This window comes from Stenotrophomonas sp. RG-453, assembly GCF_033843685.1.
Classification (GTDB): Bacteria; Pseudomonadota; Gammaproteobacteria; order Xanthomonadales; family Xanthomonadaceae; genus Stenotrophomonas; species Stenotrophomonas bentonitica_A.
Genome location: NZ_JAMYED010000007.1, coordinates 209,548 through 235,801 on the forward strand (window position 1 = coordinate 209,548; position 26,254 = coordinate 235,801).

At 67.0% G+C, this 26,254-nt stretch carries 27 protein-coding genes; all 27 read left to right on the top strand.

Going from position 1 to position 26,254, the window contains the following annotated elements; translation table 11 throughout:
• Window positions 1-7 precede the first annotated feature (7 nt).
• The 27 genes from NJD74_RS14850 (at window position 8) to NJD74_RS14980 (ending at window position 26,252) form a co-directional block, all read left to right on the top strand.
• Window positions 8-1,243 carry a flagellin gene (locus NJD74_RS14850; protein WP_319624478.1) on the top strand — a complete coding sequence of 412 codons (1,236 nt, stop codon included), beginning with the start codon at window positions 8-10 and terminating at the stop codon, window positions 1,241-1,243.
• Between the two features lie 81 nt (window positions 1,244-1,324).
• A complete protein-coding gene (locus NJD74_RS14855; protein ID WP_319624479.1) occupies window positions 1,325-2,620 on the top strand; it encodes a flagellin in 1,296 nt (431 codons plus the stop codon).
• 454 nt (window positions 2,621-3,074) lie between these two features.
• A complete protein-coding gene (gene fliD, locus NJD74_RS14860) occupies window positions 3,075-4,457 on the top strand; it encodes a flagellar filament capping protein FliD (protein ID WP_319624480.1) in 1,383 nt (460 codons plus the stop codon).
• A gap of 128 nt (window positions 4,458-4,585) precedes the next feature.
• Window positions 4,586-5,002, top strand: a complete 417-nt coding sequence (gene fliS, locus NJD74_RS14865; protein ID WP_319624481.1) for a flagellar export chaperone FliS — start codon at window positions 4,586-4,588, stop codon at window positions 5,000-5,002.
• Window positions 4,999-5,295, top strand: a complete 297-nt coding sequence (locus tag NJD74_RS14870; RefSeq protein WP_070427330.1) for a hypothetical protein — start codon at window positions 4,999-5,001, stop codon at window positions 5,293-5,295. Before fliS ends, NJD74_RS14870 begins: the two co-directional genes overlap by 4 nt.
• Entirely contained in the window at window positions 5,292-5,873 is a 582-nt protein-coding gene (locus tag NJD74_RS14875) for a PilZ domain-containing protein (protein WP_319624482.1), read from the top strand. Before NJD74_RS14870 ends, NJD74_RS14875 begins: the two co-directional genes overlap by 4 nt.
• Window positions 5,874-5,960: 87 nt before the next feature.
• Window positions 5,961-6,593 carry a response regulator transcription factor gene (locus NJD74_RS14880; RefSeq protein ID WP_026070039.1) on the top strand — a complete coding sequence of 211 codons (633 nt, stop codon included), beginning with the start codon at window positions 5,961-5,963 and terminating at the stop codon, window positions 6,591-6,593.
• Between the two features lie 263 nt (window positions 6,594-6,856).
• Window positions 6,857-8,269 carry an RNA polymerase factor sigma-54 gene (gene rpoN / locus NJD74_RS14885; RefSeq protein WP_319624483.1) on the top strand — a complete coding sequence of 471 codons (1,413 nt, stop codon included), beginning with the start codon at window positions 6,857-6,859 and terminating at the stop codon, window positions 8,267-8,269.
• Between the two features lie 14 nt (window positions 8,270-8,283).
• Window positions 8,284-8,661, top strand: a complete 378-nt coding sequence (locus NJD74_RS14890; protein WP_319624484.1) for a response regulator transcription factor — start codon at window positions 8,284-8,286, stop codon at window positions 8,659-8,661.
• Window positions 8,658-10,154, top strand: a complete 1,497-nt coding sequence (locus NJD74_RS14895) for a sigma-54 dependent transcriptional regulator (protein ID WP_319624485.1) — start codon at window positions 8,658-8,660, stop codon at window positions 10,152-10,154. The genes NJD74_RS14890 and NJD74_RS14895 overlap by 4 nt, the downstream gene beginning before the upstream one ends.
• A gap of 283 nt (window positions 10,155-10,437) precedes the next feature.
• Window positions 10,438-10,800, top strand: coding sequence for a flagellar hook-basal body complex protein FliE (fliE, locus tag NJD74_RS14900; protein ID WP_070427326.1), 363 nt, complete (start codon window positions 10,438-10,440; stop codon window positions 10,798-10,800).
• 12 nt (window positions 10,801-10,812) lie between these two features.
• Window positions 10,813-12,453, top strand: a complete 1,641-nt coding sequence (gene fliF / locus NJD74_RS14905; protein ID WP_019184798.1) for a flagellar basal-body MS-ring/collar protein FliF — start codon at window positions 10,813-10,815, stop codon at window positions 12,451-12,453.
• Window positions 12,454-12,466: 13 nt separating this feature from the next.
• Complete coding sequence (fliG, locus tag NJD74_RS14910) at window positions 12,467-13,453, top strand: flagellar motor switch protein FliG (RefSeq protein ID WP_026070041.1); 987 nt, start codon at window positions 12,467-12,469, stop codon at window positions 13,451-13,453.
• The gene (locus NJD74_RS14915) at window positions 13,450-14,085 is read left to right on the top strand and encodes a FliH/SctL family protein (protein WP_088435059.1); all 636 of its coding nucleotides are present in this window, start codon (window positions 13,450-13,452) and stop codon (window positions 14,083-14,085) included. The genes fliG and NJD74_RS14915 overlap by 4 nt, the downstream gene beginning before the upstream one ends.
• Window positions 14,082-15,461, top strand: a complete 1,380-nt coding sequence (locus NJD74_RS14920) for a FliI/YscN family ATPase (RefSeq protein ID WP_102788462.1) — start codon at window positions 14,082-14,084, stop codon at window positions 15,459-15,461. The genes NJD74_RS14915 and NJD74_RS14920 overlap by 4 nt, the downstream gene beginning before the upstream one ends.
• Before the next feature lie 3 nt (window positions 15,462-15,464).
• Window positions 15,465-15,923: a flagellar export protein FliJ gene (gene fliJ / locus NJD74_RS14925; protein WP_102788461.1), complete on the top strand. Its 459-nt coding sequence runs from the start codon at window positions 15,465-15,467 to the stop codon at window positions 15,921-15,923.
• Window positions 15,923-17,083: a flagellar hook-length control protein FliK gene (locus tag NJD74_RS14930; RefSeq protein ID WP_319624486.1), complete on the top strand. Its 1,161-nt coding sequence runs from the start codon at window positions 15,923-15,925 to the stop codon at window positions 17,081-17,083. The genes fliJ and NJD74_RS14930 overlap by 1 nt, the downstream gene beginning before the upstream one ends.
• Before the next feature lie 121 nt (window positions 17,084-17,204).
• On the top strand, window positions 17,205-17,723 hold the full coding sequence (locus tag NJD74_RS14935; RefSeq protein WP_319624487.1) for a flagellar basal body-associated FliL family protein: 519 nt from the start codon (window positions 17,205-17,207) through the stop codon (window positions 17,721-17,723).
• 8 nt (window positions 17,724-17,731) lie between these two features.
• Window positions 17,732-18,739, top strand: coding sequence for a flagellar motor switch protein FliM (fliM, locus tag NJD74_RS14940; protein WP_019184805.1), 1,008 nt, complete (start codon window positions 17,732-17,734; stop codon window positions 18,737-18,739).
• Window positions 18,736-19,074, top strand: a complete 339-nt coding sequence (gene fliN, locus NJD74_RS14945) for a flagellar motor switch protein FliN (RefSeq protein ID WP_019184806.1) — start codon at window positions 18,736-18,738, stop codon at window positions 19,072-19,074. The genes fliM and fliN overlap by 4 nt, the downstream gene beginning before the upstream one ends.
• On the top strand, window positions 19,071-19,472 hold the full coding sequence (gene fliO / locus NJD74_RS14950) for a flagellar biosynthetic protein FliO (protein WP_019184807.1): 402 nt from the start codon (window positions 19,071-19,073) through the stop codon (window positions 19,470-19,472). The genes fliN and fliO overlap by 4 nt, the downstream gene beginning before the upstream one ends.
• Window positions 19,473-19,474: 2 nt before the next feature.
• Window positions 19,475-20,257, top strand: a complete 783-nt coding sequence (gene fliP, locus NJD74_RS14955) for a flagellar type III secretion system pore protein FliP (protein ID WP_019184808.1) — start codon at window positions 19,475-19,477, stop codon at window positions 20,255-20,257.
• A gap of 39 nt (window positions 20,258-20,296) precedes the next feature.
• Window positions 20,297-20,566, top strand: coding sequence for a flagellar biosynthetic protein FliQ (locus tag NJD74_RS14960; protein ID WP_019184809.1), 270 nt, complete (start codon window positions 20,297-20,299; stop codon window positions 20,564-20,566).
• Window positions 20,567-20,577: 11 nt separating this feature from the next.
• Entirely contained in the window at window positions 20,578-21,369 is a 792-nt protein-coding gene (gene fliR / locus NJD74_RS14965; protein WP_046273537.1) for a flagellar biosynthetic protein FliR, read from the top strand.
• A gap of 179 nt (window positions 21,370-21,548) precedes the next feature.
• Window positions 21,549-23,693, top strand: a complete 2,145-nt coding sequence (locus NJD74_RS14970) for an EAL domain-containing protein (protein ID WP_319624488.1) — start codon at window positions 21,549-21,551, stop codon at window positions 23,691-23,693.
• Window positions 23,694-23,763: 70 nt separating this feature from the next.
• Complete coding sequence (locus NJD74_RS14975) at window positions 23,764-25,596, top strand: AAA family ATPase (protein ID WP_254427789.1); 1,833 nt, start codon at window positions 23,764-23,766, stop codon at window positions 25,594-25,596.
• Window positions 25,593-26,252: a 4Fe-4S single cluster domain-containing protein gene (locus tag NJD74_RS14980; protein ID WP_070427322.1), complete on the top strand. Its 660-nt coding sequence runs from the start codon at window positions 25,593-25,595 to the stop codon at window positions 26,250-26,252. The genes NJD74_RS14975 and NJD74_RS14980 overlap by 4 nt, the downstream gene beginning before the upstream one ends.
• The last annotated feature ends 2 nt before the right edge of the window (window positions 26,253-26,254 follow it).

Below are 26,254 nucleotides of genomic sequence, written 5' to 3' on the forward strand. Positions count from 1 at the left end.
CTTCCTCATGGCACAAGTCATCAACACCAACACGATGTCGTTGAATGCTCAGCGTAATCTGAGCACCAGCGGCAGCTCCCTGGCCACCACGATCCAGCGCCTGTCGTCGGGTTCGCGCATCAACAGCGCCAAGGACGACGCCGCCGGCTTGGCAATCTCCGAGCGCTTCGGCACGCAGATCCGCGGCACTGATGTGGCCATCCGCAACGCCAACGACGGCATCTCGCTGGCCCAGGTCGCCGAAGGCTCCCTCTCGGAAATCGGCAACAACCTGCAGCGTGTCCGCGAACTGGCCGTGCAGGCCTCCAACGCCACCAATTCGGCCAGCGACCGCAAGGCCCTGCAGGCGGAAGTTACCCAGCTGGTCAGCGAAATCGACCGCGTTGCCAAGCAGTCCGAGTTCAACGGCACCAAGCTGCTTGACGGCTCGTTCTCCAGTCAGCTGTTCCAGGTCGGCGCCAACGCCGGACAGGCGATTGCCATTGACAAGGTTGTGAACGCAAAGTCAGACGCATTGGGCAGTAGCGTGTTTGACAGCAACGCCATGACGTTGACCGTCCCGACCGGCGGTACTGCTCCGGTTGCCGGACAGGAACTTGAGATCACTGGATTGAAGATCAGCGGCGGCGGGCTCGCCTCGGCCGTGGATGTCGGAACGATCAAATTCACCAGTACGGGCGTTGCTGCCGACGATCTGAAGGCAGCCACTACCGCCACCGTAGCGGCGATCAACGCCAAGATTGGCGAGGCGGGCGTATATGCCAAGGTAGATGAAACCGGCGCCGGTAAGATCAGCCTGACCTCCGTAAAGGAGAGCGTCGACAAGGACGGAAAGTTCTCCGGACTCGCAGTCACGGCAGGCGATGGGGACTTTGAAAGCGCAGCTGTCGCTGCACACACCGCTGCCACGATTCCGACTGACGGCACCAAGCTCCTGAAAGACGTGAACATCGACAGCGTTGCTGGTGCCCAGCAGGCAATTGAAGTTATCGACAAGGCTCTGAGCTCCATCAACAGCACCCGCGCAGACCTTGGTGCCATCCAGAACCGCTTCACCTCGGTGGTAGCCAACCTGCAGACCTCGACCGAAAACCTGTCCGCGTCGCGCAGCCGCATCAAGGACACGGATTTCGCCAAGGAAACCGCAGAGCTGACCCGCACCCAGATCCTGCAGCAGGCCGGTACAGCCATGCTGGCCCAGGCCAACCAAGTGCCGCAGAACGTGCTCAGCCTGCTGCGTTAAGCCGCACTTCGAACACCTGCGTCGACCGAATCGGCGCAGGTATGAAAAGCGATTCTCGAACCACCGCCAAAGGAAACCACCATGGCACAAGTCATCAACACCAACACGATGTCGTTGAATGCTCAGCGTAATCTGAGCACCAGCGGCAGCTCCCTGGCCACCACGATCCAGCGCCTGTCGTCGGGTTCGCGCATCAACAGCGCCAAGGACGACGCCGCCGGCCTGGCGATCTCCGAGCGCTTCGGCACCCAGATCCGCGGTACCGACGTGGCCATCCGCAATGCCAACGACGGCATCTCGCTGGCCCAGGTGGCCGAAGGCTCGCTGAGCGAAATCGGCAACAACCTGCAGCGCGTTCGTGAACTAGCCGTGCAGGCCTCCAATGCCACCAACTCCGCTAGCGACCGCAAGGCGCTGCAGGCGGAAGTTACCCAGCTGGTCAGCGAAATCGACCGCGTCGCCAAGCAGTCCGAGTTCAACGGCACGAAGCTACTTGACGGCTCGTTCTCCAGTCAGCTGTTCCAGGTCGGCGCCAACGCCGGCCAGGCGATTGCGATCGACAAAGTCGTGAACGCAAAAGCCGACTCGCTGGGTAACACCGTGTTCGACAGCAATTCCATCACTCTGGCTGCCGGTACTGCGGGTGTTGCGGGGCAGGAGTCGAAGATCACCGGCCTTAAGATCAGTGGCGGCGGCCTGCCGGCTGGCGGGGTCGACCTAGGCGCAATTACCTTTACCAGCACGGGGGATGCTGCCAAGGACCTGGCCGAGGCCAACAAGGCGGCTGTCGCTGCCATCAATGCCAAGATTGGTGAGACCGGCGTGTTTGCCGAAGTCTCGACCACGGCCGGCACCCCGGCTGTCATCGATCCTGATGATGGCAGCGAGATCACTCCTGCAGTTCCGGGTAGCTCGTCGATCAACCTAACCTCAGTGAAGGAAAGCTTGGACGGTGACGGCAAGTTCAGCGGCATTCAGATCACTGCTGCAGCGGGCGCTTTCACTTCAACTGCGATCACTGCTGCCACCTCTCATACTGCCCCTCCTGCTGATGGCGGTAACAAGCTGCTGAGCGACGTCAAGATCGACACCGTTGCCGGGGCGCAGCAGGCCATCGCCGTGATCGACAAGGCACTGAGCTCCATCAACAGCACCCGTGCAGACCTCGGCGCCATCCAGAACCGCTTCACCTCGGTGGTTGCGAACCTGCAGACCTCGACCGAAAACCTGTCCGCGTCGCGTAGCCGCATCAAGGACACGGATTTCGCCAAGGAAACCGCGGAGCTGACCCGCACCCAGATCCTGCAGCAGGCCGGTACGGCCATGCTGGCCCAGGCCAACCAGGTGCCGCAGAACGTGCTCAGCCTGCTGCGCTGATCCACGGCTGCATCGTCCCCGCCGCCGGCTTCGGCCGGCGGCGTGGGCAACCCGAGGCATCGCAAAGCACGCGCAGGAACGGGCCATGGCCATGGACCGGACTCTCTTCCGGTCGCCACATCGTCGTGGCCATGGCCCGCCCCTGCGGCAGAACTGTTATCAGCGCTGTTTGTTTGACTGAACACCCCGGGTGGCTTCGTCTCCCCCCGCTTTTCAGTAGCCTGACCCCTCCTCTGCATTGGAGGAGGGGTTTTTTACAGACCACCTATCAAGGGCGCGGACCGCCGCCCCTGCCCCAGGGCTCCTGCAACCGGCGTGCCAAATCCGTCCTCGCCCTGGCTGGCACAACTCCTGCATCAACGTGGTTCTAAAGACCCGGCGGCTACGGCCGCTACTTTCGTTGATGGCATCGCCCTGCGACTTCACGGCAGCGGCTACAAACAGGAGATACAACGTGGCGGACTTCGGTTACGGCGGCATCGGTTCAGGACTGGATATTTCCGGCATGGTCAGCAGCCTGGTGGCGGCCGATCGCAAGCCGGCGGACAATGCACTGAACCTGCAGCAGTCCAAGGCCAAGATGCAGCTCTCGGCGATCGGCACGGTCAAATCCGCGTTCGACTCGCTGAATACAGCATTGAAGGCACTGAAGGCCAATACGGCGTTCGACGCACGTACGTTCACGGCCAGCAAATCCGGTACCGACGAGATCTTGACGGTCAGCGGGACCAATGCCGCCGCTGCCGGCTCCCACGCCATCGACGTGAAGGAACTGGCTACCGCGAACAAGTGGATCGCCGACACCTATCTCCCAAAGACCGAGACCTTTGGCGCCGGAACCCTGACGCTCACCGTAGGCGTCGGCGACAAACAGAAGACGTCGAACATCGACGTTGCTGCGGACGACACGCTCAGTTCGATCCGCACCAAGATCGAGAAGGCCGGCCGCTCCTCGGGCGTGCAGGCCACGCTGATCTCCTCCGGTGACAACCAGTACCTGTCGATCTCGCAGGAGAAGTCCGGTACCGCCAACGCGATCAAGCTCAGCGCCGACCCATCCAACACCAAGCTCGCCGCCCTGGCCAACAGCTTGTCGGAACGCACGCCGGCTGCGGACGCCAGGCTGCTGATCGACGGCGTGGAAGTCATCAGCAGCGAGAACACCGTCACCGACGTCGTTCCCGGGCTGACCCTCAACCTGAAGAAGATCGGCGAAAGCACCGTCACCATCACCACCGACGTTGCCGCGGCGCGCAAGGTGATGCAGGACTTCGTCACCGCCTACAACGGTGCCATCGCGGCAATCAACACCGCGACCAAGTACGACATCGAGAACAAGGAGCCCTCCTCGCTGACCGGCGATGCGCAGATGCGCGGGGCCTCCAGCCAGCTGCGCAGCATGATGGGCGGCATCCTCAAGGACCTCTCGGCCGCCGGCCTGGATCCCAAGAAGATCGGCCTGCAGACCCGCGCCTATCCCAACGCCGATGGCAGCCTGGTGCTGGATACCGCCAAGTTCGACGCGGCCCTGGTCAATCAGGGCGGCGCCGTGCGTGAGGCCTTCACCGGTGATGACGGTGCGGCAGCAAAGCTGTTTGCGATGGTGGACGGCTACGTCAGCACCACCGTCGGCAAGGAAGGCGCGTTCGTCTCGCGCACCAAGAGCATCAACACCACGTTGACCGATATCGACAAGCGCCGCAAGGCGCTGGATGTCCGCATGGAAGGCGTGTCCGAGCGTTACAAAAAGCAGTTCCTCGCGCTCGATGCCCTGATGAGCAAGATGAGCCAGACCATGAGCAGCCTCACCTCGCAGCTGTCCCAGCTCAGCGGCTGATCGATCAAGGCCGCGGACTCAAGTTGAACCGGTCCGCGGCCGATATCACTGGCAGGACACCCCGCAGGCTCCACCCGGTGCCGACGATGTCGCGAACCTCGCGGCCCCGCATGAAGGAGACATGATTGATGTACGGTTCCAACCGTCAATTCACCGAGCAGTACCGCAAGGTCGGCGTGCAGAGTTCGGTTACCGATGCCGACCCGCACAAGCTGGTCGCGTTGCTGCTGGCCGGTGCCTGCGAACGCCTTCGGCTCGCCCTGGCCTGCATGGAACGCGGCGACCAGGCGCGCAAAGGCAAGGCGATCGGCGAGGTCTGCGCCATCGTGGGCCACCTCAACGGGTCGCTGGACCATGAGGCCGGGGGCGAGATCGCCGGCAACCTGTCCTCGCTGTACGACTACGTGATGCACCGGTTGACCGAAGCCAACCTGCACAACGACCCGGCTGCGCTGACCGAGGCCCTCGAACTGCTGGGCGAGATCGACTCGGCCTGGAACGCCATTCCGCAGCAACAGCGCCACACGGCGCAGGCCGCGCCATGAGTTCGCTCGGCGCGCTGAACGCCCGGCTCGACGCGCTGGAAACGGCGTTGCACGACGAGAATTTCGATGAGGCCGGGCTGCAGCTGGACGCGCTCGATGCCGCCCAGCGCAATTATCTAGCCGGTCCTTCAGCCCTCTCCGACGTGCCGGGGCTGTCCTCACTGCAGGCCCGCCAGCAGCGCATCATGCTGTTCATGATGCGGCAGCGCGAAGAGGCCAGCCGCCACATCCATAGTGGGCACCAGTCCCTTCGCGCCGCGCAGGCGTATCTCACGGCAGAATCCCTGTCATGAACGAGCTTCGCACCAGCGCCATCCATCACCCGGCCGAAAGCGAGCTGTTCGATGAGACGCTGAGCTGCGAAGTGGCGCTGCCGGCCGAGTTCCGCATCGGCAGCGCGGTGATCCGCCCCGGCACGGCCGAGACCCTGCTGCGCAGCGTGGCGCTGGTGGAGGATGCCCGCAGCGATGACGGTCATGACGACCGCAGCGATGCCACGCTTCAGGTGCAGCGCCTGGAAGCCAAGCTCGATCTGGTCATGGTGCTGCTGGGCCGCCTGGTCCGACAGAGTGTGCAGGACCTACCACTGCGCCCCCTGCGCTGGTCACGCCGTGGCATCCGCCTGGAACAGGGCAGCCGCAGCGGCGCCGCGCCGGGCAGCATGGGCGTCATCCGCCTGCAGCCCTGCGATTGGCTGCCCGACCATATCGACCTGCCCGTGGTGATCGTGGCCGAAGCGGCCAATGGCTCGGGTGCGCATTACCTGTGGCTGAGTTTCGAAGGGCTCAGCGATGCGCTGGAGATGGCCCTGGAGCGGCATCTGTTCCGGCTGCACCGCCGCCAGATCGCAGAAGCGCGTCGCCTGCGTTGACCGTACGGCCCCGACTGTGACGCATTCGGCTTGGCGGTAGGCCTTCACTCCGTTAAGGTGACGGCCTCCCCGCTCCCCAAGCAGCCTGTGCGCGTTCTCATCGTCGATGATCACACCCTGGTCCGTGCCGGCCTCAGCCGTCTGCTGCAGGGCTTTGCCGACGTCGAGGTCATCGCCGAGGCCAGCAACGCCGAGCAGGCGCTGCAGCTGAGCGTGCAGCATTCCCCGGATGTCGTCCTGATGGACCTGTCCCTTCCCGGCCGTACCGGGCTGGAAGCCCTGAGCGACATTCTCCTGCGGACGCCCGGCTCGCGCGTGGTGATGATGACCATGCACGACGATGCCGTGCACGTTCGCGATGCGCTGGATCGTGGCGCGGTCGGCTTCGTGGTCAAGGATGCCGCGCCGCAGGAACTGGAACTGGCGTTGCGCGCCGCGCATGCCGGCCAGGTGTTCCTGAGCCCGCAGATCTCGGCCAAGATGCTCGCCCCCATGCTGGGCAGGGAAAAACCGGTTGGGGTGGCAGCCCTGTCGCCGCGGCAGCGCGAGATCCTGCGCCGTATCGGCAAGGGCGAGAGCAACAAGGAAATCGCCGCGGACCTGGGCATCAGCGTCAAAACCGTGGAAACCCATCGCGCCCGGATGATGGAATCGCTGGGCTGCCGCCGCGCCAATGACCTGGTGCTGCTCGCTGCCCGGCACCAGCACGAGCTGGAGTGATCAGCGCCGGTTCTCCGGCACACACGGCTTCCCCGCCACGCAGGGTGACGGATTTTTGAAGCCCGGCCGGCAGGCTGGGCACGGAAAGACAAGGACTGCGCGCCAACGCCCGTCAAAATACCGCGCCGATGTCGGGATATCCCCTACACGCTGTCAGGCATTTGACGACCCGACTCAGGAACCCCCTGATTCCCGGTGTACGGGAACACAAGCAAGATGTGTTCCATAACGCACCGGGGAGTCGGTGCGAACGGGGAACCACCTTGAAAGCCTCCATGTCGACCCAGATGGGTCAGCAGCTTCACCTCACCCCTCAGCTCCTGCAGTCCATCCGTCTGCTGCAGCTGGACGGCATGCAGCTGGAACTGGAAATCCGCCGCGCGTTGGAGACCAACCCGCTGCTGGAACTGGAAGAGGCGCCGGAACCGGTCGCTGCCGACACCGATCCGGCCAGCACCACCCAGGACGTGGCCGCCTTCGATGAACTGCCGGAATCCTCCCTGTGGGACGTGCCCGGTGCCGGCTGGCAGGACGGCGACGATGACCGCATGCAGCGCGTGGCGGCCGGTGAGTCGTCTGATCCGCAGCTGCGCGCCCTGCAGCGCCTGGCGATGGAAATGGATGCCCGCGAGCTGGCCGTGGCCGGTTTCTGGCTGGAGCACTGCGACGACGCCGGCTATCTGGATGCCCCGCTCGCCCAGCTGACCCTGCTGGCCAGTGCGCGCTGCGATGTGGATGCGGCCGGCGTGGAAGCGGTGCGCCAGCAGATCCTGCACGGCGATCCGGTCGGCCTGGCCGCCCAGGACCTGCATGAATGCCTGAGCGTGCAGCTGCGCTGCCTGCCCGGCCGTGTGCCGGCCCGCCACCTCGCCCAGCGTGTGCTCGACGACGGCCTGGCCGCGCTGGCCGCACACGACTACCCGGCCCTGGCCAAGCAGCTGGATGCCGAAGTCGCCGACATCCATGAAGCCGTCCGCCTGATCCTCTCGCTGCAGCCGCGCCCGGGTGAGAGCCTGCTGCCGGACAGCAACGGGGTGGTGATCCCGGACGTGATCGCCTGGCACGCCGATGGCCAGTGGCGCGTCGCACTCAACCCGGCCACCAGCCGCCGCCTCAGCATCAACCCTCGGTACGAGCAGGCGCTGGCCGAGACCAGCGACGCCGCACAGCCGCTGCGCGACATGATGCAGGAGGCCCGCTGGCTGACCCGCGGTCTGTCGATGCGCTACGACACGCTGCTGCGCACCGCGCGGGTGATCATCGAGCGCCAGGCCGGCTTCCTGACCCGTGGCGAAGAAGCGATGGCACCGCTCACGCTGAAGGAAGTGGCCGACGAAATCGGCATGCACGAGTCCACCGTCTCGCGCATCACCACCGGCAAGTACCTGCAGACCCCGCGCGGCACCCTGGAACTGAAGCACTTCTTCGCGGTGCGCCTGGAAGGTGCCAGTGTCTCCGGCCAGGCCGTGAAAGCGATGGTGCGCCGCCTGATCGAGTCCGAACCGGCCGCCCGGCCGCTGGCCGACGAAGCGATCGCCGGCCTGCTCTCGCGCCAAGGGGTGAACATCGCCCGCCGTACCGTTGCAAAATACCGCGAACAACTGGACATCGCCCCGGCGCGCGAACGCCGCCGCAGCCATGCCAGCACCCCGCACCTCCTGGCCCGGGTGGGCTGAAGGAAATGGAAGACATGAACAAGCTCACCGTCCTGCTGGTCGACGACCACGAAGGTTTCATCAACGCCGCCATGCGCCACTTCCGCAAGGTCGACTGGCTCGATGTGATCGGCAGCGCCGCCAATGGCCTGGAAGCGATCGAACGCTCCGAGTCGCTGCGCCCGAAGGTGGTGCTGATGGACCTGGCCATGCCGGAGATGGGCGGCCTGCAGGCCACCCGCCTGATCAAATCGCAGGATGACGCGCCCTACATCGTCATCGCCAGCCACTTCGATGACGCCGAACACCGCGAGCATGCCCTGCGCGCCGGTGCCGACAACTTCGTCAGCAAGCTGTGCTACATCCAGGAAGTGATGCCGATCCTGGAAGGCCTGAAGGGGAACGGATCATGAGCGAATCCCGCATCCTGGTACTGGACAACGACGCCGTGCGCGCCGAGCGCACCGTCGCCCTGCTGGAGTTCATGGACTTCAACCCGCGCTGGGTGGCCGACGCCAACGATTTCGACATTACCCGCCACCGCCCCAACGACTGGATGGCCGCGATCATCGGTGGCCTGGACGGTTCCGAGCGCAGCGATGCACTGTTTGCCTGGCTGGGCAAGGGCGCGCTGCCGCCGCCGGTCATGCTGATCGACGGTGACACCACTGCTTTCGCCCAGCAGTACGGCCTGCACGAAGCCAATGTGTGGCCGCTGGAAGCGCCGCTACGCCATGCACAGATGGAAGGGCTGCTGCGTCGCGCCAGCCTCAAGCGCCTGGATGCCGAGCACCAGGCCGGCGCCGTGCAGGAACAGGGTCCGACCGGTGAAGGTGCGGCGGTCACCCAGCTGCGCCGGATGATCGAGCAGGTGGCCGCGTTCGACACCACCGTGCTGGTGCTGGGTGAATCGGGCACCGGCAAGGAAGTGGTGTCGCGCTCCATCCACCAGCGCTCGCCGCGTCGCGATGGTCCGTTCGTGGCGATCAACTGCGGCGCGATTCCGCCGGATCTGCTGGAAAGCGAGCTGTTCGGTCACGAAAAAGGCGCCTTCACCGGCGCGCTGAGCGCACGCAAGGGCCGTTTCGAAATGGCCGAGGGTGGCACCCTGCTCCTCGATGAAATCGGTGACATGAGCCTGCCGATGCAGGTCAAGCTGCTGCGCGTGCTGCAGGAGCGCAGCTTCGAGCGCGTGGGTGGCAACCAGACCATCCGCTGCAACGTGCGCGTGATCGCCGCGACCCACCGCGACCTGGAGTCACGTATCGCCGACGGCAAGTTCCGCGAGGATCTGTTCTATCGCCTCAACGTGTTTCCCATCGATGTGCCGGCCCTGCGCGAGCGCAGCGAAGACCTGCCGGCGCTGGTGACCACCATTGCCGGGCAGCTGGCCCGTACCGGCCGCGGTGAAGTGCGTTTCACCGGCGAAGCCCTGCAGGCGCTGGCCGCCTACGAATGGCCGGGCAATGTGCGCGAGCTGACCAACCTGGTGGAACGCCTGGCCGTGCTGCACCCCAGCGGCAACGTGCGCGTGCAGGATCTGCCGGCCCGCTATCGCGGCGACTTCGCTGCTACCGCACCCGTGCCCGCGGCAGCAGCGCCGGCCCAGGCCGATGAGCGGCTGGACCTGCGCAGCTTCTCCTTCCACACCCCGGGTGCACCGGGCAGCACGGCCACGGACAACGGCACCGGCCCGGTCGCCCGCGCCCCGGCCCTGCCCGATGACGGCCTGGACCTGCGCAACCACATGGCCAGCATCGAGTTGAACCTGATCAACGAAGCGCTGGAACGCACCCAGGGCGTCGTCGCCCATGCCGCCCAGCTGCTCGGCCTGCGCCGCACCACCCTGGTGGAAAAGCTGCGCAAGTACGGGATCGAACGCGACCAGACCGAACTGGCCGGCTGAGCGGGCCGGCACGCGGAAACCAGACGCCCGGGCATGTCCCGGGCTTTTTTGTTGCCACGATCGTCCGCCCCGCCGGTTTTCCGGCGTCGACTCTCCGGCACGGCGCCGCTTCACCCCGCCGCATGGGCACGCCGTCGCCCACACCGGTCAGGCCGCCACGCGCTCGGGCGCTGCGTGACGCGCAACCCCGCGCCACCGTTACAAAACTGAATCACTCATCCATTTCGGCACGGCACTTGCAACGTCTCCCGGTGTAACCCACCCCTGCTTCGGAACGTTCCAGATGTCGCACTCCGTCACCTCGATCCTTTCTCAGATCCGCACCTTCCAGACCCAGATGGGGCAGCCCGCCGTCAGCCCGCTGACGGAGCTGCCGCGCAGCAATGCCATCCAGGGTCTGGTGTCCCCCCAGGAGATCCAGGGCCCGAGCTTCACCGAAACGCTGCGCGGCGCCATCGCCGGCGTCAACGACGCCCAGCAGAAATCCGGCGCACTGGCCAAGGCCTTCGAACTGGGTGAACCCGGTGCGGACCTGGCCAAGGTCATGGTCGCCTCGCAGCAGTCCCAGATCGCCTTCCGCGCCACCGTGGAAGTCCGCAACCGTCTCGTCCAGGCTTACCAGGACGTGATGAACATGCCGCTGTAAGGATAGAAACGCATGGCCCTGTCGCTCTCCAAAGAATCGCTGAACACCGAAAAGGCTGGGCAGTGGTTCGACCGGCTGCAAAGCCTGCAGATCACCCGTCGGCTTGGCCTGATGGCGATGATCGCCGTGGCCGTGGCGGCAGGGCTGTTCGTGTTCTTCTGGTCGCAGAAGCCGGGCATGGTGCCGCTGTACACCGGGCTGGACCAGAAGGCCACGGCCGAGGCCACCGACCTGCTGCGCGCGGCGCAGATTCCTTTCCAGCTGGATCCCGCCACCGGCGGCATCACTGTGCCGGAAAAGAACCTGCACGATGCCCGCCTGAAGCTGGCCGGCTCCGGCCTGACCGACAGCGGCCGTCTGGGCTTCGAACTGATGGAGCGTGACCCGGGCTTCGGCGTCAGCCAGTTCATGGAGAACGCGCGCTACCAGCACTCGCTGGAAACCGAGCTGTCGCGCACCATCAATACGCTGCGCCCGGTCCGTGATTCGCGCGTGCACCTGGCCATCCCCAAGCCCAGCGCCTTCACCCGCCAGCGCGACGTGGCCAGTGCCTCGGTGGTGCTGGAACTGCGCGGTGGCCAGCAGCTCGAACGCGGCCAGATCGATGCGATCGTGCACATGGTCGCCGCCAGCATCCCGGACCTGGCGCCCGAGCGCGTTACCGTCGTTGACCAGAGCGGGCGCATGCTCAGCGTCTCCGACCCCAACAGCGAAGCGGCCATGAATGCCGCGCAGTTCGAACAGGTGCGCCGCCAGGAAACCTCGTTCAACCAGCGCATCCGCGAGCTGCTCGAGCCGATGACCGGGCCGGGCCGCGTGAACCCGGAAGTCAGCGTGGACATGGATTTTTCGGTGATCGAAGAAGCCCGTGAGCTCTACAACGGCGAGCCGCAGAAGCTGCGCAGCGAGCAGATGAGCGAAAACAGCAGCAACGTGCCCGGCCCGCAGGGCGTGCCCGGCGCCGCGAGCAACACCCCGCCCGGCCCGGCGGCCGCCCCGGCCACCGCGCAGGCACCGACGGAAACCTCCAAGAACGCCACCCGCAACTACGAGCTGGACCGCACCCTGCAGCACACCCGCCAACCGGCCGGTCGCATCAAGCGCGTCTCGGTGGCGGTGCTGGTGGACAACGTGCCGCGCGCCGGTGCCAACGGCAAGATGACCGACCAGGCCCTCTCCGCGGCCGAACTGACCCGCGTTGAAGCGCTGGTCAAGCAGGCGGTCGGCTTCGATGCCGAGCGTGGCGACACGGTCTCGGTGATGAATGCCCCGTTCGTGCGTGAGGTCACCCCGGTCGAAGGGCCGAAGTGGTGGGAGCTGCCGCAGGTACAGGACGCACTGCGTCTGCTGCTCGGCGCGATCGTGGTGCTGGCCTTGGTGTTCGGCGTGCTGCGCCCGGCGCTGCGCTCGATCACCGGGCAGACCAAGCCCAAGGACGACGCGCTGGAACCCCACAGTGCCGATGTGCAGCTGGTCGATGACGGCGAGGGCCTGCCCGCGATCGGCAGCGAACGCCTGCACGCGGCCGGACATGAACCGCTGGCATTGCCGGTGGACTCCTACGAGGAACGACTGCGCATGGCGCGTGAAGCTGTAAAGACCGATTCCAAGCGCGTGGCCCAGGTGGTCAAGGGCTGGGTGGCCAATGATTGATGCACCTCCCCCGCTGACCGGCGTGCAGCGCGCCGCCGTCCTGCTGCTCTCGCTGGGCGAACTGGACGCGGCCGAAGTGCTGCGCCACATGGAGCCCAAGGAAGTCCAGAAGATCGGCATCGCCATGGCGACCATGACCGACATCACGCGCGAACAGGTCGAGCGGGTCATGGACCAGTTCGGCAGCGAGCTGGGCTCCAAGACCTCGCTGGGCGTGGGCTCGGACGACTACATCCGCAACATGCTGGTGCAGGCGCTGGGTACCGAAAAGGCCGGCAGCCTGATCGACCGCATCCTGCTGGGTCGCAACACCACCGGCCTGGACGCGCTGAAATGGATGGATCCGCGTGCCGTCGCAGACCTGGTCCGCAATGAGCACCCGCAGATCATCGCCATCGTGATGGCCCATCTGGAAACCGACCAGGCCGCCGACGCGCTCAAGCTGCTGCCCGAGCGCACCCGGGTGGACGTACTGCTGCGTATCGCCACGCTGGATGGCATTCCGCCAAACGCGCTCAATGAACTCAACGAGATCATGGAGCGCCAGTTCGCCGGCAACCAGAACCTGAAGTCGTCCAACGTGGGCGGCGTGCAGTGCGCCGCCAACATCCTGAACTTCATGGACAGCGGGCAGGACCAGGCGATCCTGGGCGAAATCGCCCGCATCGATGCCCCGCTGAGCGGCCGCATCCAGGACCTGATGTTCGTGTTCGACGATCTGGTGGACCTGGACGACCGCGAGCTGCAGCTGGTGCTGCGCGAAGTCAGCGGCGAGCGCCTCGGCCTGGCCCTGCGCGGCGCCGACATCAAGGTGCGCGACAAGATCACCCGCAACATGTCCCAGCGTGCCGCTGAAATCCTGCTTGAAGACATGGAAGCCCGGGGCCCGGTGCGCCTGTCGGATGTGGAAGTGGCGCAGCGCGAGATCCTGGCCATCGTCAAGCGCATGGCCGATGAAGGCACGGTCACCATTGGTGGCAACGCGGAGGCCATGCTGTGAACAATGCCGTGCGCTGGCTTGCCCCGGATCTGCTGGCGGTGCCCGAGCCCCCGCCGGAAGAGCAGTTCGAGCTCACCGAACCGGACCCGGAGCACGAGCCGGAACCGCTGCTGCAGCTGCCGACCCTGGAGGAAATCCAGGCGATCCAGGACAGCGCCGAGAAAGACGGTTTCGATCAGGGGCACGCCGAAGGGCTGGCCCAGGGCCAGGCGGAAGTGCGCCGGCTGATCGCGCAGATCGAAGGCATCCTGGACAACTTCAGCCGGCCACTGGTGCGGCTGGAGAACGAAGTGGTCGCCGCACTCGGCGAGCTGGCAGTGCGGGTGGCCGGCAACCTGGTCGGGCGTGCCTACGAGGCCGAACCGGAACTGCTGGCGCAGCTGGTCAATGAAGCGGTGGATGCCGTTGGTGGCGCGAGCCGCGATGTGGAGGTCCGCCTGCATCCAGACGACATCGCTGCGCTGGCACCGGTGCTCAACCTGGCCCCGAACCAGCGCCTGACGCCGGATCTGAGCCTGAGCCGCGGCGACCTGCGCGTGCATGCCGAGGCCGTGCGCATCGACGGCACCCTGGATGCACGCCTGCGCGGCGCCCTGGATGCGGTCATCCGCAAAGCCGGAACCACCCCATGAACACCGATACCCTGCCCCCACCCGCCGATTGGACCGCCGCCCGCAACCTGCGGCTGGCCTCGCGGCTGGACAACATCCGCCCGGATACCGCGCACGGCCGTGGCCTGATCCGCGAGGGCGTGCTGCGCCGCGCGGTCGGCCTGACGCTGGAGGCGGTCGGCTGCGAGGCACCGATGGGTGCCAGCTGCAAGGTGGAAGTTGCCGATGGCGGCTGGGTCGATGCCGAAGTGGTCGGCTTCGCCGGTGAACGCACCTACCTGATGCCCAGCGCCGAACTGCACGGCCTGCTGCCCAATGCGCGGGTTGTGCCCTCGCTCGGCCGCGGTGGCGTGGAAGTGGGCGAAGGCCTGCTCGGCCGCGTGATCGACAGCGACGGCGTGCCGCTGGATGGCAAGGGCCCGATCCGCGCCGAAGGCACCGTCGGCATGGCCGGCGTCTCGATCAACCCGCTCGCGCGCGAGCCGATCACCCAGCCACTGGACGTGGGCGTGCGTGCGATCAACGCGCTGCTGCCGATCGGTCGCGGCCAGCGTGTCGGCCTGTTCGCAGGCTCCGGTGTCGGTAAATCGACCCTGCTGGGCATGATGACCCGCTACACCGCCGCCGATGTCATCGTGGTGGGCCTGATCGGCGAACGTGGCCGCGAGGTCCGCGATTTCGTGGAAAGCACGTTGGGCGAAGAAGGCCTGCGCCGCGCCGTGGTGGTGGCGGCCCCGGCCGACCGCCCGCCGCTGGCCCGCCTGCACGGTGCCTACCGCGCCACCGCGATCGCCGAGTGGTTCCGCGACCAGGGGTTGAACGTGCTGTTGCTCATGGACTCGCTGACCCGCTTCGCCCAGGCCCAGCGCGAGATCGGCCTGTCCGTCGGTGAGCCGCCGACCACCCGCGGCTATCCGCCCTCCGTATTCGCCAAGCTGCCCGCACTGGTTGAACGCGCGGGCAATGGCGCCAAGGGCCGCGGCTCGATCACCGCGTTCTACACCGTGCTGACCGAAGGCGATGATCCGCAGGATCCGATCGCCGATGCCGCACGCGCGATTCTTGACGGCCACATCCTGCTCTCGCGCCGCGTCGCCGACAGCGGCCTGTACCCCGCCATCGACGTGGAGTCCTCGGTCAGCCGCGTGGTCACGGAAATCGCCGACGAACCGTGGCGCCTGCGCATCCGCAAGCTCAAACGGCTGGTGTCGGCGTACTCGTCCAACCGCGACCTGATCGCGATCGGCGCCTACCAGCGCGGTAATGACCCGGCCACCGACGAAGCGCTGGAGCGCTGGTCGGACATCGTTGAATTCCTCGGTCAGGACGTCGGCAAGGCCGCCGACCTGCCGCACAGTCAGGCCGCCCTCAAGCGGCTGGTGGAACCAGAGACTTAAGCCATGATCCAATCCAAGCGCTTCGACCCCTTGCTGAAACGAGCCCAGGACCACGAAGACGAGGTCGCCCGCGACCTGGCCGAGCGCCAGCGTGCGCTCGACACGCATGTGTCGCGCCTGGATGAGCTGCGCCGTTACGCCGAGGAATACGCCGGCGCCCAGATGTCGGCCACCAGCCCGGCCCAGCTGATAAACCGCCGCGCATTCCTGGATCGCCTGGACAGCGCGGTCGCCCAGCAGCGCAAAACCGTGGACAACAACCGCGAAAAGGTCGACGCCGAACGCGCCCGCCTGCTGCTGGCCAGCCGTGACAAGCAGGTGCTGGAACAGTTGGCCGCCAGTTACCGCGCCCAGGAAAAGGTCGTCACCGACCGCCGCGACCAGCGCGAGATGGATGACCTGGGTGCGCGTCGCTCGCGCCAGTCACAGCGCGAAGACGGCGAGAACGGAGGGGCCCCGTGATGCCCGCCGCCCTGCTCGGCGGCGCCGCGCCGGTACAGAACGCGGGCAGCACGCCTTCCGGTGCCCGGGCCGACAGCAACGACAACCGCAACGGCGACCGTCGGGACTTTGACGCACTGCTCAAGCCCGGCAGCGAAGCACCGCGCAGCGATACGCCGCGCAAGGCGGGCAGCAGCCGCGATGCCGGAAAGCACGCGGCGACAGACACATCGCGCCAGGACAAGCACGCAGCAACGCGTCCTGCCACGTCCGGTGCCAGGACTGCCGAGGACACGCCCGCTCCCGCCGACGCCGGCACGCCAGCATCGGCCCGTGCCGAAAAGCCCGCCGCCGAGCCAGCGGACGACACCGAGGCCGCCTGGCCACCGCTGGGCCTGGCAGGCCTCGCGTTGAACGGCCTGCCGGTACCCGCGCCGACCCCGGCCGTGGCAGGCCTCGCCGGCCCGGCGTCGGGCGCCAATGCGGCCTTGCCCACGTTGACGGCGGGCGCCCAGGCGGCCGAGGGTTCCGCACCGGCGCCGGCACCTCCCAGCCCCTCCACCGAGGGCGGCTTCGCACTGCCCGCCCTCACTACGGACGCCGCCGCGGCCGACGATGCCCCGCTGCTCAAGACCTTCACCGATGCCTTGACCGCAGCAACCGCCGACGGTCCGGATGCACCGGCCACGCCCCTGCTGCATGCCCTGCACGGCATGACCGAAGCCAAGCCGGTGATGGCCAGCCTGTTCACCGGCTCCCCCACCGCCACCCCACACCTGGGCGGTGAGGATTTCGATGATGCCGTCGGCGCCCGGGTCGGTTGGCTGGCGGACCAGAAGATCGGCCACGCCCACATCAAGATCACCCCGAACGACCTCGGCCCGATCGACGTGCGCCTGCAGCTGGATGGGGACAAGGTCCATGCGAGCTTCACCAGTGCCCATGCCGATGTGCGCCACGCACTGGAAAGCAGCCTGCCGCGCCTGCGCGAGCTGCTCGGCGAACAGGGCTTCCAGCTTGGCCATGCCGATGTGGGCCAACAGCAGACCGCGCCGGACGGCGGACGTGGCAACGCCGGCAGCGGGATGACCGGCGAGGACGGAGAACCGTCACTGGCCGAGACCACGCTGTCGCCCTCGCAGTTGATCCGCCAGCGCGGCCTGGTCGACGCCTACGCGTGACCCGGCGCGGCGCGGCGGCGCGGCCTCCGCCGCGCCGCCAGAAACCCGACGCACCCGATCCCCGGCATTCAGGCACACCGTTTGCATGTAGGCAGGAAGCAATCCTCTGGAGCTTCCCCTCGTGGCCGCAGCCGCCGATAAAACCAAGAAATCCGCCGAGAAGGACAAGGCCGCCAAGCCGCGCAGTCCGCTCCTGGTCACCGCCCTGGCCGCGGTGCTCGCCGCTGGCGCCGCCGGTTGCGGAGTCTGGTACTTCACCCAGCCCAAGCACGACGACAAGGCCACCAAGCCGGCTGCCAGCAAATCCGCAGTGCCTGCCCCGGCGCAGTACTTCGGCCTGGAGCCGCCGTTCGTCGTCAACCTCAACAGCAGCTTCGACGGCCCGCGCTACCTGCAGGTTGAAGTGCAGCTGATGAGCCGTGACCCGGCCGCGATGGAAGCGATCAAGCTTCACGCCCCGGCCATCCGCGCCAAGCTGCTGATGCTGTTCTCGCAGGTCGAGCCGAGCGACATCGCCGACCGCGCCGGCAAAGAGCGCTTGCAGGCCAGTTCCCTGGCCGAAGTGCAGAAGCTGCTCAAGGCCGAGACCGGCAAGCCCGGTGCCGACGAATTGCTGTTCACCAGTTTCGTGACCCAGTAAGGGCGACCATGAATGACCTGCTTTCCCAGGACGAGATCGATGCCCTGCTGCACGGCGTGGATTCCGGTGCGGTCGAGACCGACATCGACGCGCCCACGCCCGGCGAGGCGCGTTCGTACGATTTCGCCAGCCAGGACCGCATCATCCGCGGCCGCATGCCGACCCTGGAAATGGTCAACGAGCGTTTCGCGCGCCTGTGGCGCATCGGTCTGTTCAACCTGATCCGCCGTTCGGCCGAACTGTCCGTGCGCGGCATCGAGCTGATCAAGTTCAATGACTACATGCACTCGCTGTACGTGCCGACCAACCTCAACCTGATCCGCTTCAAGCCGCTGCGCGGCACCGGGCTGATCGTGTTCGAGCCGACGCTGGTGTTCGCGATCGTGGACAACTTCTTCGGCGGCGACGGCCGCTACCCGACCCGCATCGAAGGCCGCGAGTTCACCGCCACCGAGATGCGCGTGATCCACCTGCTGCTCAAGCAGACCTTCGCCGACCTCCAGGAAGCCTGGGCGCCGGTGATGGACGTGGAGCTGGAATACATCAATTCCGAGATCAACCCGCACTTTGCCAACATCGTGACGCCGCGCGAGTACGTGGTGGTCTGCCGCCTGCATGTCGAGCTCGATGGCGGTGGCGGCGATATCCACGTCACCCTTCCCTACTCGATGCTCGAGCCGATCCGCGAGCTGCTCGACGCCGGTATCCAGAGCGACCGCAACGACCGCGACGCCAGCTGGGGCGTGATGCTGCGCGAGCAGCTCAACATCGCCGAAGTCACGCTCTCCAGCGTGCTCGCTACCAAGCGCATGAGCCTGCGCGACCTGACCCGGTTGAAGATCGGTGACGTGCTGCCGATCGAGCTGCCCAAGCAGGTGCCGCTGTGCGTGGAAAACGTGCCGGTGTTCACCGGTGAGTTCGGCGTCGCCAATGGTTTCAACGCGGTGAAGATCACCGCCACCCATCCCCCGGGCATCCGCCCACGCGTTCCCGTACTGCAGGAAGACCCGCAATGAACGATATCGAATCCAACGAGCCGGCACCGGCACAGTTCACCCAGCTGCAGTCGGACGACGCCACCGTCGGCGACGAGCTCAACCTGGATGTGATCCTGGATGTACCGGTGACCCTGTCGCTGGAAGTCGGCCGCGCGCGCCTGCCGATCCGCAACCTGCTGCAGCTCAACCAGGGCTCGGTGGTGGAACTGGAACGCGGCGCTGGCGAATCGCTGGACGTGTTCGTCAACGGCACCCTGATCGCCCATGGCGAGGTGGTGGTGATCAACGATCGCTTCGGCGTGCGCCTGACCGACGTGGTCAGCCCGAGCGAACGGATCCGGAGACTGCGTTGAGTGCCGGGCTGCTGATCGCGGCCGGCGCCTCGACCGTCAAGGTCGGCCAGCATGCCGCCGCCGCACCGGGCATGTTCGGTGCGGTGCTGGCGTTGCTGGGCGTGCTGGCACTGATCGTCGGCCTGGGCTGGCTGCTCAAGCGCATGCCCGGCAGCGGCTTCCGCCCGGCCGAGGGGCTGCGCGTGGTCGCCAGCCTCACTGTCGGCGCCAAGGAGCGCGTGGTGGTGGTCGAGGTCAATGGCACCCAGCTGCTGCTGGGCGTCACGGCCGGCGGCATCAATACGCTGCATCAGCTTCCCGACCCCCTGCCGCCGCCGGCGCCGGCGCGCCTTCCCGATTTCAAACAGCTCCCGAATTTCGCCCAGCTGCTGCAACAGCGGCTGCGCAAGGAACCCTGAACATGCGTGGCCCCCGTACCTCCTGGACCCGTTACCTGCCGCTGTTGCTGACTGCCCTGCTGTGCGCGCTGCCCGCCCTGGCCTGGGCTGCGCCCGGCGTGCCGGGCGTGCCCGCACTGCCGGATGTGAATGTCGGCAAGATCGGCGGCCAGCCGGTGAGCCTGCCGCTGCAGACCCTGTTGCTGATGACGGCGATCACCCTGATCCCGTCGATGCTGCTGGTGCTGACCGCCTTCACCCGCATCATCATCGTGCTCGGCCTGCTGCGCCAGGCGCTGGGCACCGGCCAGACCCCATCCAACCAGGTGCTGCTCGGCCTGGCGTTGTTCCTCACCGCGATGGTGATGCTGCCGGTGTGGCAGAAGGCGTGGGGCAGCGGCATGGCGCCGTACCTCAACGGCGAGATCGACTTCCAGACCGCCTGGACGCTGACCACCCAGCCGCTACGCGCCTTCATGCTGGCGCAGATCCGCGAGACCGATCTGATGACCTTCGCGGGCATGGCCGGGCACGGCACCTACTCCAGCCCGGATGCCATTCCGTTCCCGATCCTGGTCGCCTCGTTCGTCACCAGCGAACTGAAGACCGCCTTCGAGATCGGCTTCCTGATCTTCATTCCGTTCGTGATCATCGATCTGGTCGTGGCCAGCGTGTTGATGTCGATGGGCATGATGATGCTCTCGCCGATGCTGGTCTCCGCTCCGTTCAAGATCCTGTTGTTCGTGCTGGTGGATGGCTGGGTCCTGGTGGTGGGCACCCTGGCCGCCAGTTTCAATGCGGTCTGACCGCCCTGCCCTGCTGATCGATACGGACCCGAGACCGACATGACGCCCGAACTTGCCCTGACCGAACTCCGTGGTGGCCTGATCACCGTGCTGTGGGTCGCCGGCCCGCTGCTGCTCACCGTGCTGATCGTCGGCGTGGTGGTCGGCGTGGTCCAGGCCGCGACCCAGCTCAACGAGCCGACCATCGCCTTCGTCGCCAAGGCGGCGGCACTGACCGTGGTGCTGTTTGCGCTGGGCAGCCTGCTGATCGGCCATCTGGTCGAATACACCACGCTGCTGTTCCAGCGCATCCCGCACCTGATCGGCTGAGGCCAGCCGCCGTGGATTCCGCGACCCAGATGGCCGCCGACGGCCTGCAGGCCTTCGGCATGATCGGCACGATCCTGTGGACGATGCTGCGCATCGGCGCGATGTTGATGGCCATGCCGTTGATCGGCACCCGCGCGGTGCCGTCCCGGATACGCGTGCTGCTGGCCGGCGCGCTGGCCATCGCGCTGTCGCCGATGCTGCCGCCAGTACCGGAATGGACCGGCTTCGATGCGGCCACGGTGCTGACCATTGCGCGCGAACTGGCGATCGGCGTGTCGATCGGCTTCGTGCTGCGGCTGGTGTTCGAGGCCGGTGCGATGGCCGGCGAGCTGGTCGCGCAGGGGACCGGCCTGGCCTTCGCGCAGATGAGCGACCCGCTGCGTGGCGGCAGCTCCGGCGTGATCGGGCAATGGTTCTATCTGCTGTTCGGCCTGCTCTTCTTCACCGCCAATGGCCACCTGGCGCTGATCTCATTGCTGATGGACAGCTACAAGGCCCTGCCGATCGGCACCTCGCTGCCCGACCCCCAGGCATTCCTGAGCATCGCGCCGACGTTCCTGCTGCAGGTGTTCCGCGGCGCGCTCACGCTGGCGCTGCCGCTGACCGTAGCGATGCTGGCGATCAACCTGGCCTTCGGCGTACTGGCCCGTGCGGCGCCCGCGTTGAACCCGATCCAGCTCGGCCTGCCGGTCGCGCTGCTGTTGGGGCTGTTCCTGCTGACCGTGCTGGCCGGTGAGATGGGCCCGCCCGTGCAACGCCTGTTCGACGCGGCGTTCGATGCCGCCGACAGCGTCAGCCGCTGACCCGGGACACGTGCGGGACAACCGCGTGGCCACCGTATCGCCCTGCACGCCTGCCACTTGCGATCCCCCCGGTGCGTGGCGTTAGTCTTGGCTGACGACGAAATCTTCACCCGCGCTCTGCGCTGATGGCGGCGCGTTCTGTCGTATCGCTCAGGCGTTGACCAAGGAGAGCGTCATCCATGCTGATCGGCAGTTACACCCCGTGGTTGGTGGTCGTGTCATTCCTGGTTGCCGTGCTGGCCTCGTTCACTGCGCTGGACATGGCCAGCCGCGTCACCACCGCGGCCACGCGCCGTACCACCTGGTTGTGGCTGATCGGCGGCGGCTGCGCGATGGGGCTGGGCATCTGGTCGATGCATTTCATCGGGATGCTGGCCTTCCGCCTGCCCATCCCACTCGGCTATGCGCTCGGCCTGACCACGGTTTCGCTGCTGGCTGCGATGGCCTCGTCCATCTTCGCGCTGTGGCTGGTCTCGCAACCGACTCTGCCGCACGGGCGCCTCGCCCTTGGCGCACTGCTCATGGGCAGCGGCATCGCCGCGATGCACTACCTCGGCATGGCCGCGCTGCACATGCAGCCCGGCATCGACTACCACCCCGGCTGGGTGGCCCTGTCGTTGCTGATCGCCGTGGTCGCCTCCTGGACCGCGCTGTTCATCGCCTTCCGCCTGCGCAGCAGCCATCGCCGCCTGCGCGACCGTGCCGCGCCGGCACTGGTGCTGGGCACGGCGATCGTGGGCATGCACTACACCGGGATGGCCGCCGCCCGCTTCCCCGCGGGCAGCATCTGCAGTGCCGCCGGCGGGGAGGGCCTGCAGGCGCAGTGGCTGGCACTGGTGGTGCTGGCCCTGACCATCGCGATCCTGGCGGTAGTGCTGATCGTGTCCTGGCTGGACCAGCGCATGGAGGCCCAGCTGCTGCGTCTGCGCAACACCGACCTGAGCAGTTCGCTTGACGATGCCTATGCCGAGCTGACCCAGGCGGCCCTGCACGACCCGCTCACCCGCCTGCCGAATCGTCGCCTGCTGCAGCAGCGGATCGAGCAATCCCTGGCCGAAGCGGAACAGCGCGGCAGCCGGTTTGCGGTGATGTTCATGGACCTGGACGGCTTCAAGCAGGTCAACGATGCCTACGGCCACCAGACCGGCGACGCCCTGCTGGTCGCCGTGGCGGACCGCACCCGCAAGCTGCTGCGCCCGGCGGACATGCTGGCGCGGCTGGGCGGCGATGAATTCGTGCTGGTGGTGCCGATCGAGAACGACGAAGACGTGGCGACACTGGCCAGCCGCATCATCCAGACCGTCGGCCGCGAGCCGTTGCTGCCCCGCCACGACCTGCAGGTGACGGCCAGCGTCGGCATCGCGATCTGTCCGGACCACGCCGCCAGCGAGCGGCAGCTGATGGCCTTCGCCGATGCCGCGATGTACCAGGCCAAGGAGGCCGGGCGCAATGCCTACGTGCTGTTCGCCGAGTGGATGAACGACAGCGCCGAACAGCAGTTCCAGCTGTTGGCCGACCTGCGCCGCGCGATCGGCACCGAGCAGCTGTTGCTGCACTATCAACCCAAGACCCGCGTGGCCGGGCAGTCGGTCAGTGGCGCTGAAGCCCTGATCCGCTGGCGCCATCCCCAGCAGGGGCTGATTCCACCAGACCGCTTCATCCGCCTGGCCGAGCGCAGCGGCGTGATCAACGAGATCGGCCGGTGGGCGCTGGACGAAGCCTGCCGCCAGCTGCGTGTGTGGCACGACGCCGGGCATGACGGCTGGACGGTCTCGGTGAACCTCTCCCCGATCCAGTTTGCCTCGCCCAACCTGCTGCGGGAAGTGCGCGAGGCGCTGCAGACCCACCGGATCGAACCACGCCGGCTGATCCTGGAAATCACGGAAAACACGGTCATGCGCGACACCGAGGCGAGCCTGACGCTGCTGCTGGCGATGGCGGCGCTGGGCGTGGGCATCTCCATCGACGATTTCGGTACCGGCTACTCCAGCCTGCTCTACCTCAAGCGCCTGCCGGCAACCGAGATCAAGATCGACCACGCCTTCGTACGCGACCTGGAGAACAGCTCCGAAGACGTGGTGATCGTCTCGGCGATCGTGGCGCTGGGACACGCGCTGGACATGGACATCGTGGCCGAAGGCGTCGAGACCGCCGGGCAGCGCGCCTACCTGGAACGGTTGGGCTGCGACTACCTGCAGGGTTACCTGCTGGGGCGCCCGGTGGACCCGGAGCGGTTCACGCAGCTGCATGACCACCCGCGCCCGCGGGTGGAGATCGCCGCCGGATGGAAGGCGCAGGCACGGCCAGGCGCGGCAACAGGCTAGCCGCACGCGCTGGAAATTGGCGGCTGCGCGCAATACCCTGCCCCCTACCATGGGAACAGCAGGCAGCAGGATGTCAGGGAAGAATGTGTTTGAAGGTCCGCGCTGGCAGCGCGATCTTGTTCGTTTCCTTCCCTTGAAGAGCCAGTTCGTGCTTTCCGGGAACATCCGCGACCTGCAGGCCGCCGAAGTGGCACCGGGCACGGTCACCGCGCAGAGCTTCAATCAGACCCTGTGCAACACCCTGCTCGACCAGGGCTATGCGCAGGTGCTGGGCTGGGATCCGTTGGCCGGCCTCCGCGCCCTGGAACGCCCCGGCACCGATCCCGCCAGCGGCGTCGCCCTGCTGCAATCGCTGGGGCTGACCCCGGTGGATGGCGCCGCGCCCGCCGGTATCGACCTGCTCAGTGCCACGCTCCAGCGGCTGGTCGTGCGCCAAGGCGAGCCGGTGGCAGTGATCATCGATTTCGCCTCGCGCCTGGCAGTGCGCAGCGACGCCCTCAGCGCCGCCGAACACCAGCTGTTCACCCAGGCCCTGGTGCTCTCCCACCAGGCACGCAGCCGACCGGGTGGCGTGCAGCGCAAGCCGTTCTTCAACACGGTGCTCTGGGTAGTGGAGAAGGAAGGTGACCTGCCCGACTGGCTGCTGGTCGGCAACCCGCGCATCCGCCACATTCCGGTGGCCAAGCCGGACCAGCTCACCCGGCGCGCACTGGCCCCGGCGCTGCTCAAGGGTCTGGCCGGTGCGCCGGACGCCGGCGCCGAGGCCACCGCGCAGGCGGTGGACGCATTTGTGCAGAGCACCGAGGGGCTGCTGTTGCTGGACCTCAGTGCCATCGCGCAGCTGGCCCGGGTCGAAGGGGTGGCGGTGGACCAGATCGGCGACGCCGTGCGCCGCTACAAGGTCGGGGTCACCGAAGACCCCTGGCTGCGCATTGACCGGCAGCGCATCCGCATGGGCGATGCGTTCGTCCATCAACGGGTCAAGGGCCAGCACCATGCGGTGACCCACATGCTGGACATCGTCAAGCGCGCCATGACCGGTGTGGGTGCGAGCCGCAAGGGCAACCGGCCGCGCGGCGTGGCGTTCCTGGCCGGCCCGACCGGCGTGGGCAAGACCGAGCTGGCCAAGACCGTCACCAGCCTGCTGTTTGGTGACGAAAGCGCCTACATCCGGTTCGACATGTCCGAGTTCAGCGCCGAGCATGCCGACCAGCGGCTGATCGGCGCCCCGCCCGGCTACGTGGGCTACGACGTAGGCGGCGAACTGACCAACGCCATCCGCGAGAAGCCGTTCAGCGTGGTCCTGTTCGATGAGATCGAGAAGGCCCATCCGCGCATCCTGGACAAGTTCCTGCAGATCCTCGATGACGGCGTGCTCACGTCCGGGCGTGGCGACCGCGTGTACTTCTCCGAGGCGCTGATCGTGTTCACCTCCAATCTGGGCATCTACCGTCAGGGCGAGCATGGCGAGCGCGTGGCCAACGTGTTGCCCGGCGAGCCCTTCGAGCAGGTGCAGAGCAAGGTGCACGACGAAATCGACCGGCACTTCAAGCTGGTCCTGAACCGGCCGGAGATCCTCAACCGGATCGGCGAGAACATCATCGTGTTCGATTTCATCCGCGAGGAGGTCGCGGTGCAGATCTTCGACCAGATGGTCGACGCGACCCTGGCCGACCTGCAGGCCCAGCACCTGCGCGTGACCCTGGCCGCGCCGGCCCGCCACGCGCTGCGCGCGCTATGCCTGAAGGACCTCTCCAACGGCGGGCGCGGCATCCGCAACCAGCTCGAGGCCCACCTGCTCAACCCGCTGGCGCGTGCCCTGTTCGACCAGGACGCGCAGCCCGGCCAGCAGTTCACCATCGTTGCGGTGGATGCCAACGTGCTCAACCTGGAACGCGGTTGAACCGTCCACTGCAGCTGTCACGCGTGCATTTCCCGGTGACCACGCTGGGGCCGGGGCAACGCCTGGGCATCTGGTTCCAGGGCTGCAGCATCCGCTGCAGCGGCTGCATTTCAGCCGACACCTGGGGGCCGGGGCGCACCGTCGTCGACGTGGCCTCCCTGCTCGAGCAGGTGGCCCCGTGGCTGGACCAGGCCGACGGCATCACCATTTCCGGCGGCGAGCCGTTCGACCAGTTCGACGCCCTGCTGCAGATGCTGGTGGGACTGCGCCAACGCACCGCCGCGGACATCCTGGTGTACAGCGGCCACCCGTTGGAAACGCTGCAGCCCATGCTGGACCAGGCGCGCGACCTGATCGATGCGGTGATCAGCGACCCCTACCTCGAACAGGCGGACCAGTCGCTGGCGCTGCGGGGTAGCGACAACCAGCGCCTCACCCTGCTCACCGCGCTGGGTCGGTCGCGCCTGGCGGGCCTGGAGCGGGCCAGCACGCCGGCCGACAAGGCGCTTGACCTGATGTTCGATGCCACCGGCACCGTCTGGATGGCCGGCATCCCCCGCCGCGGCGACCTGCTGCGCCTACGCGAGCTGCTGCGCGCTCAGGGCCACCAGGTACAGACCAGCGCACACACTTCATCGCGTCGTCCAGTCGAGTAAGT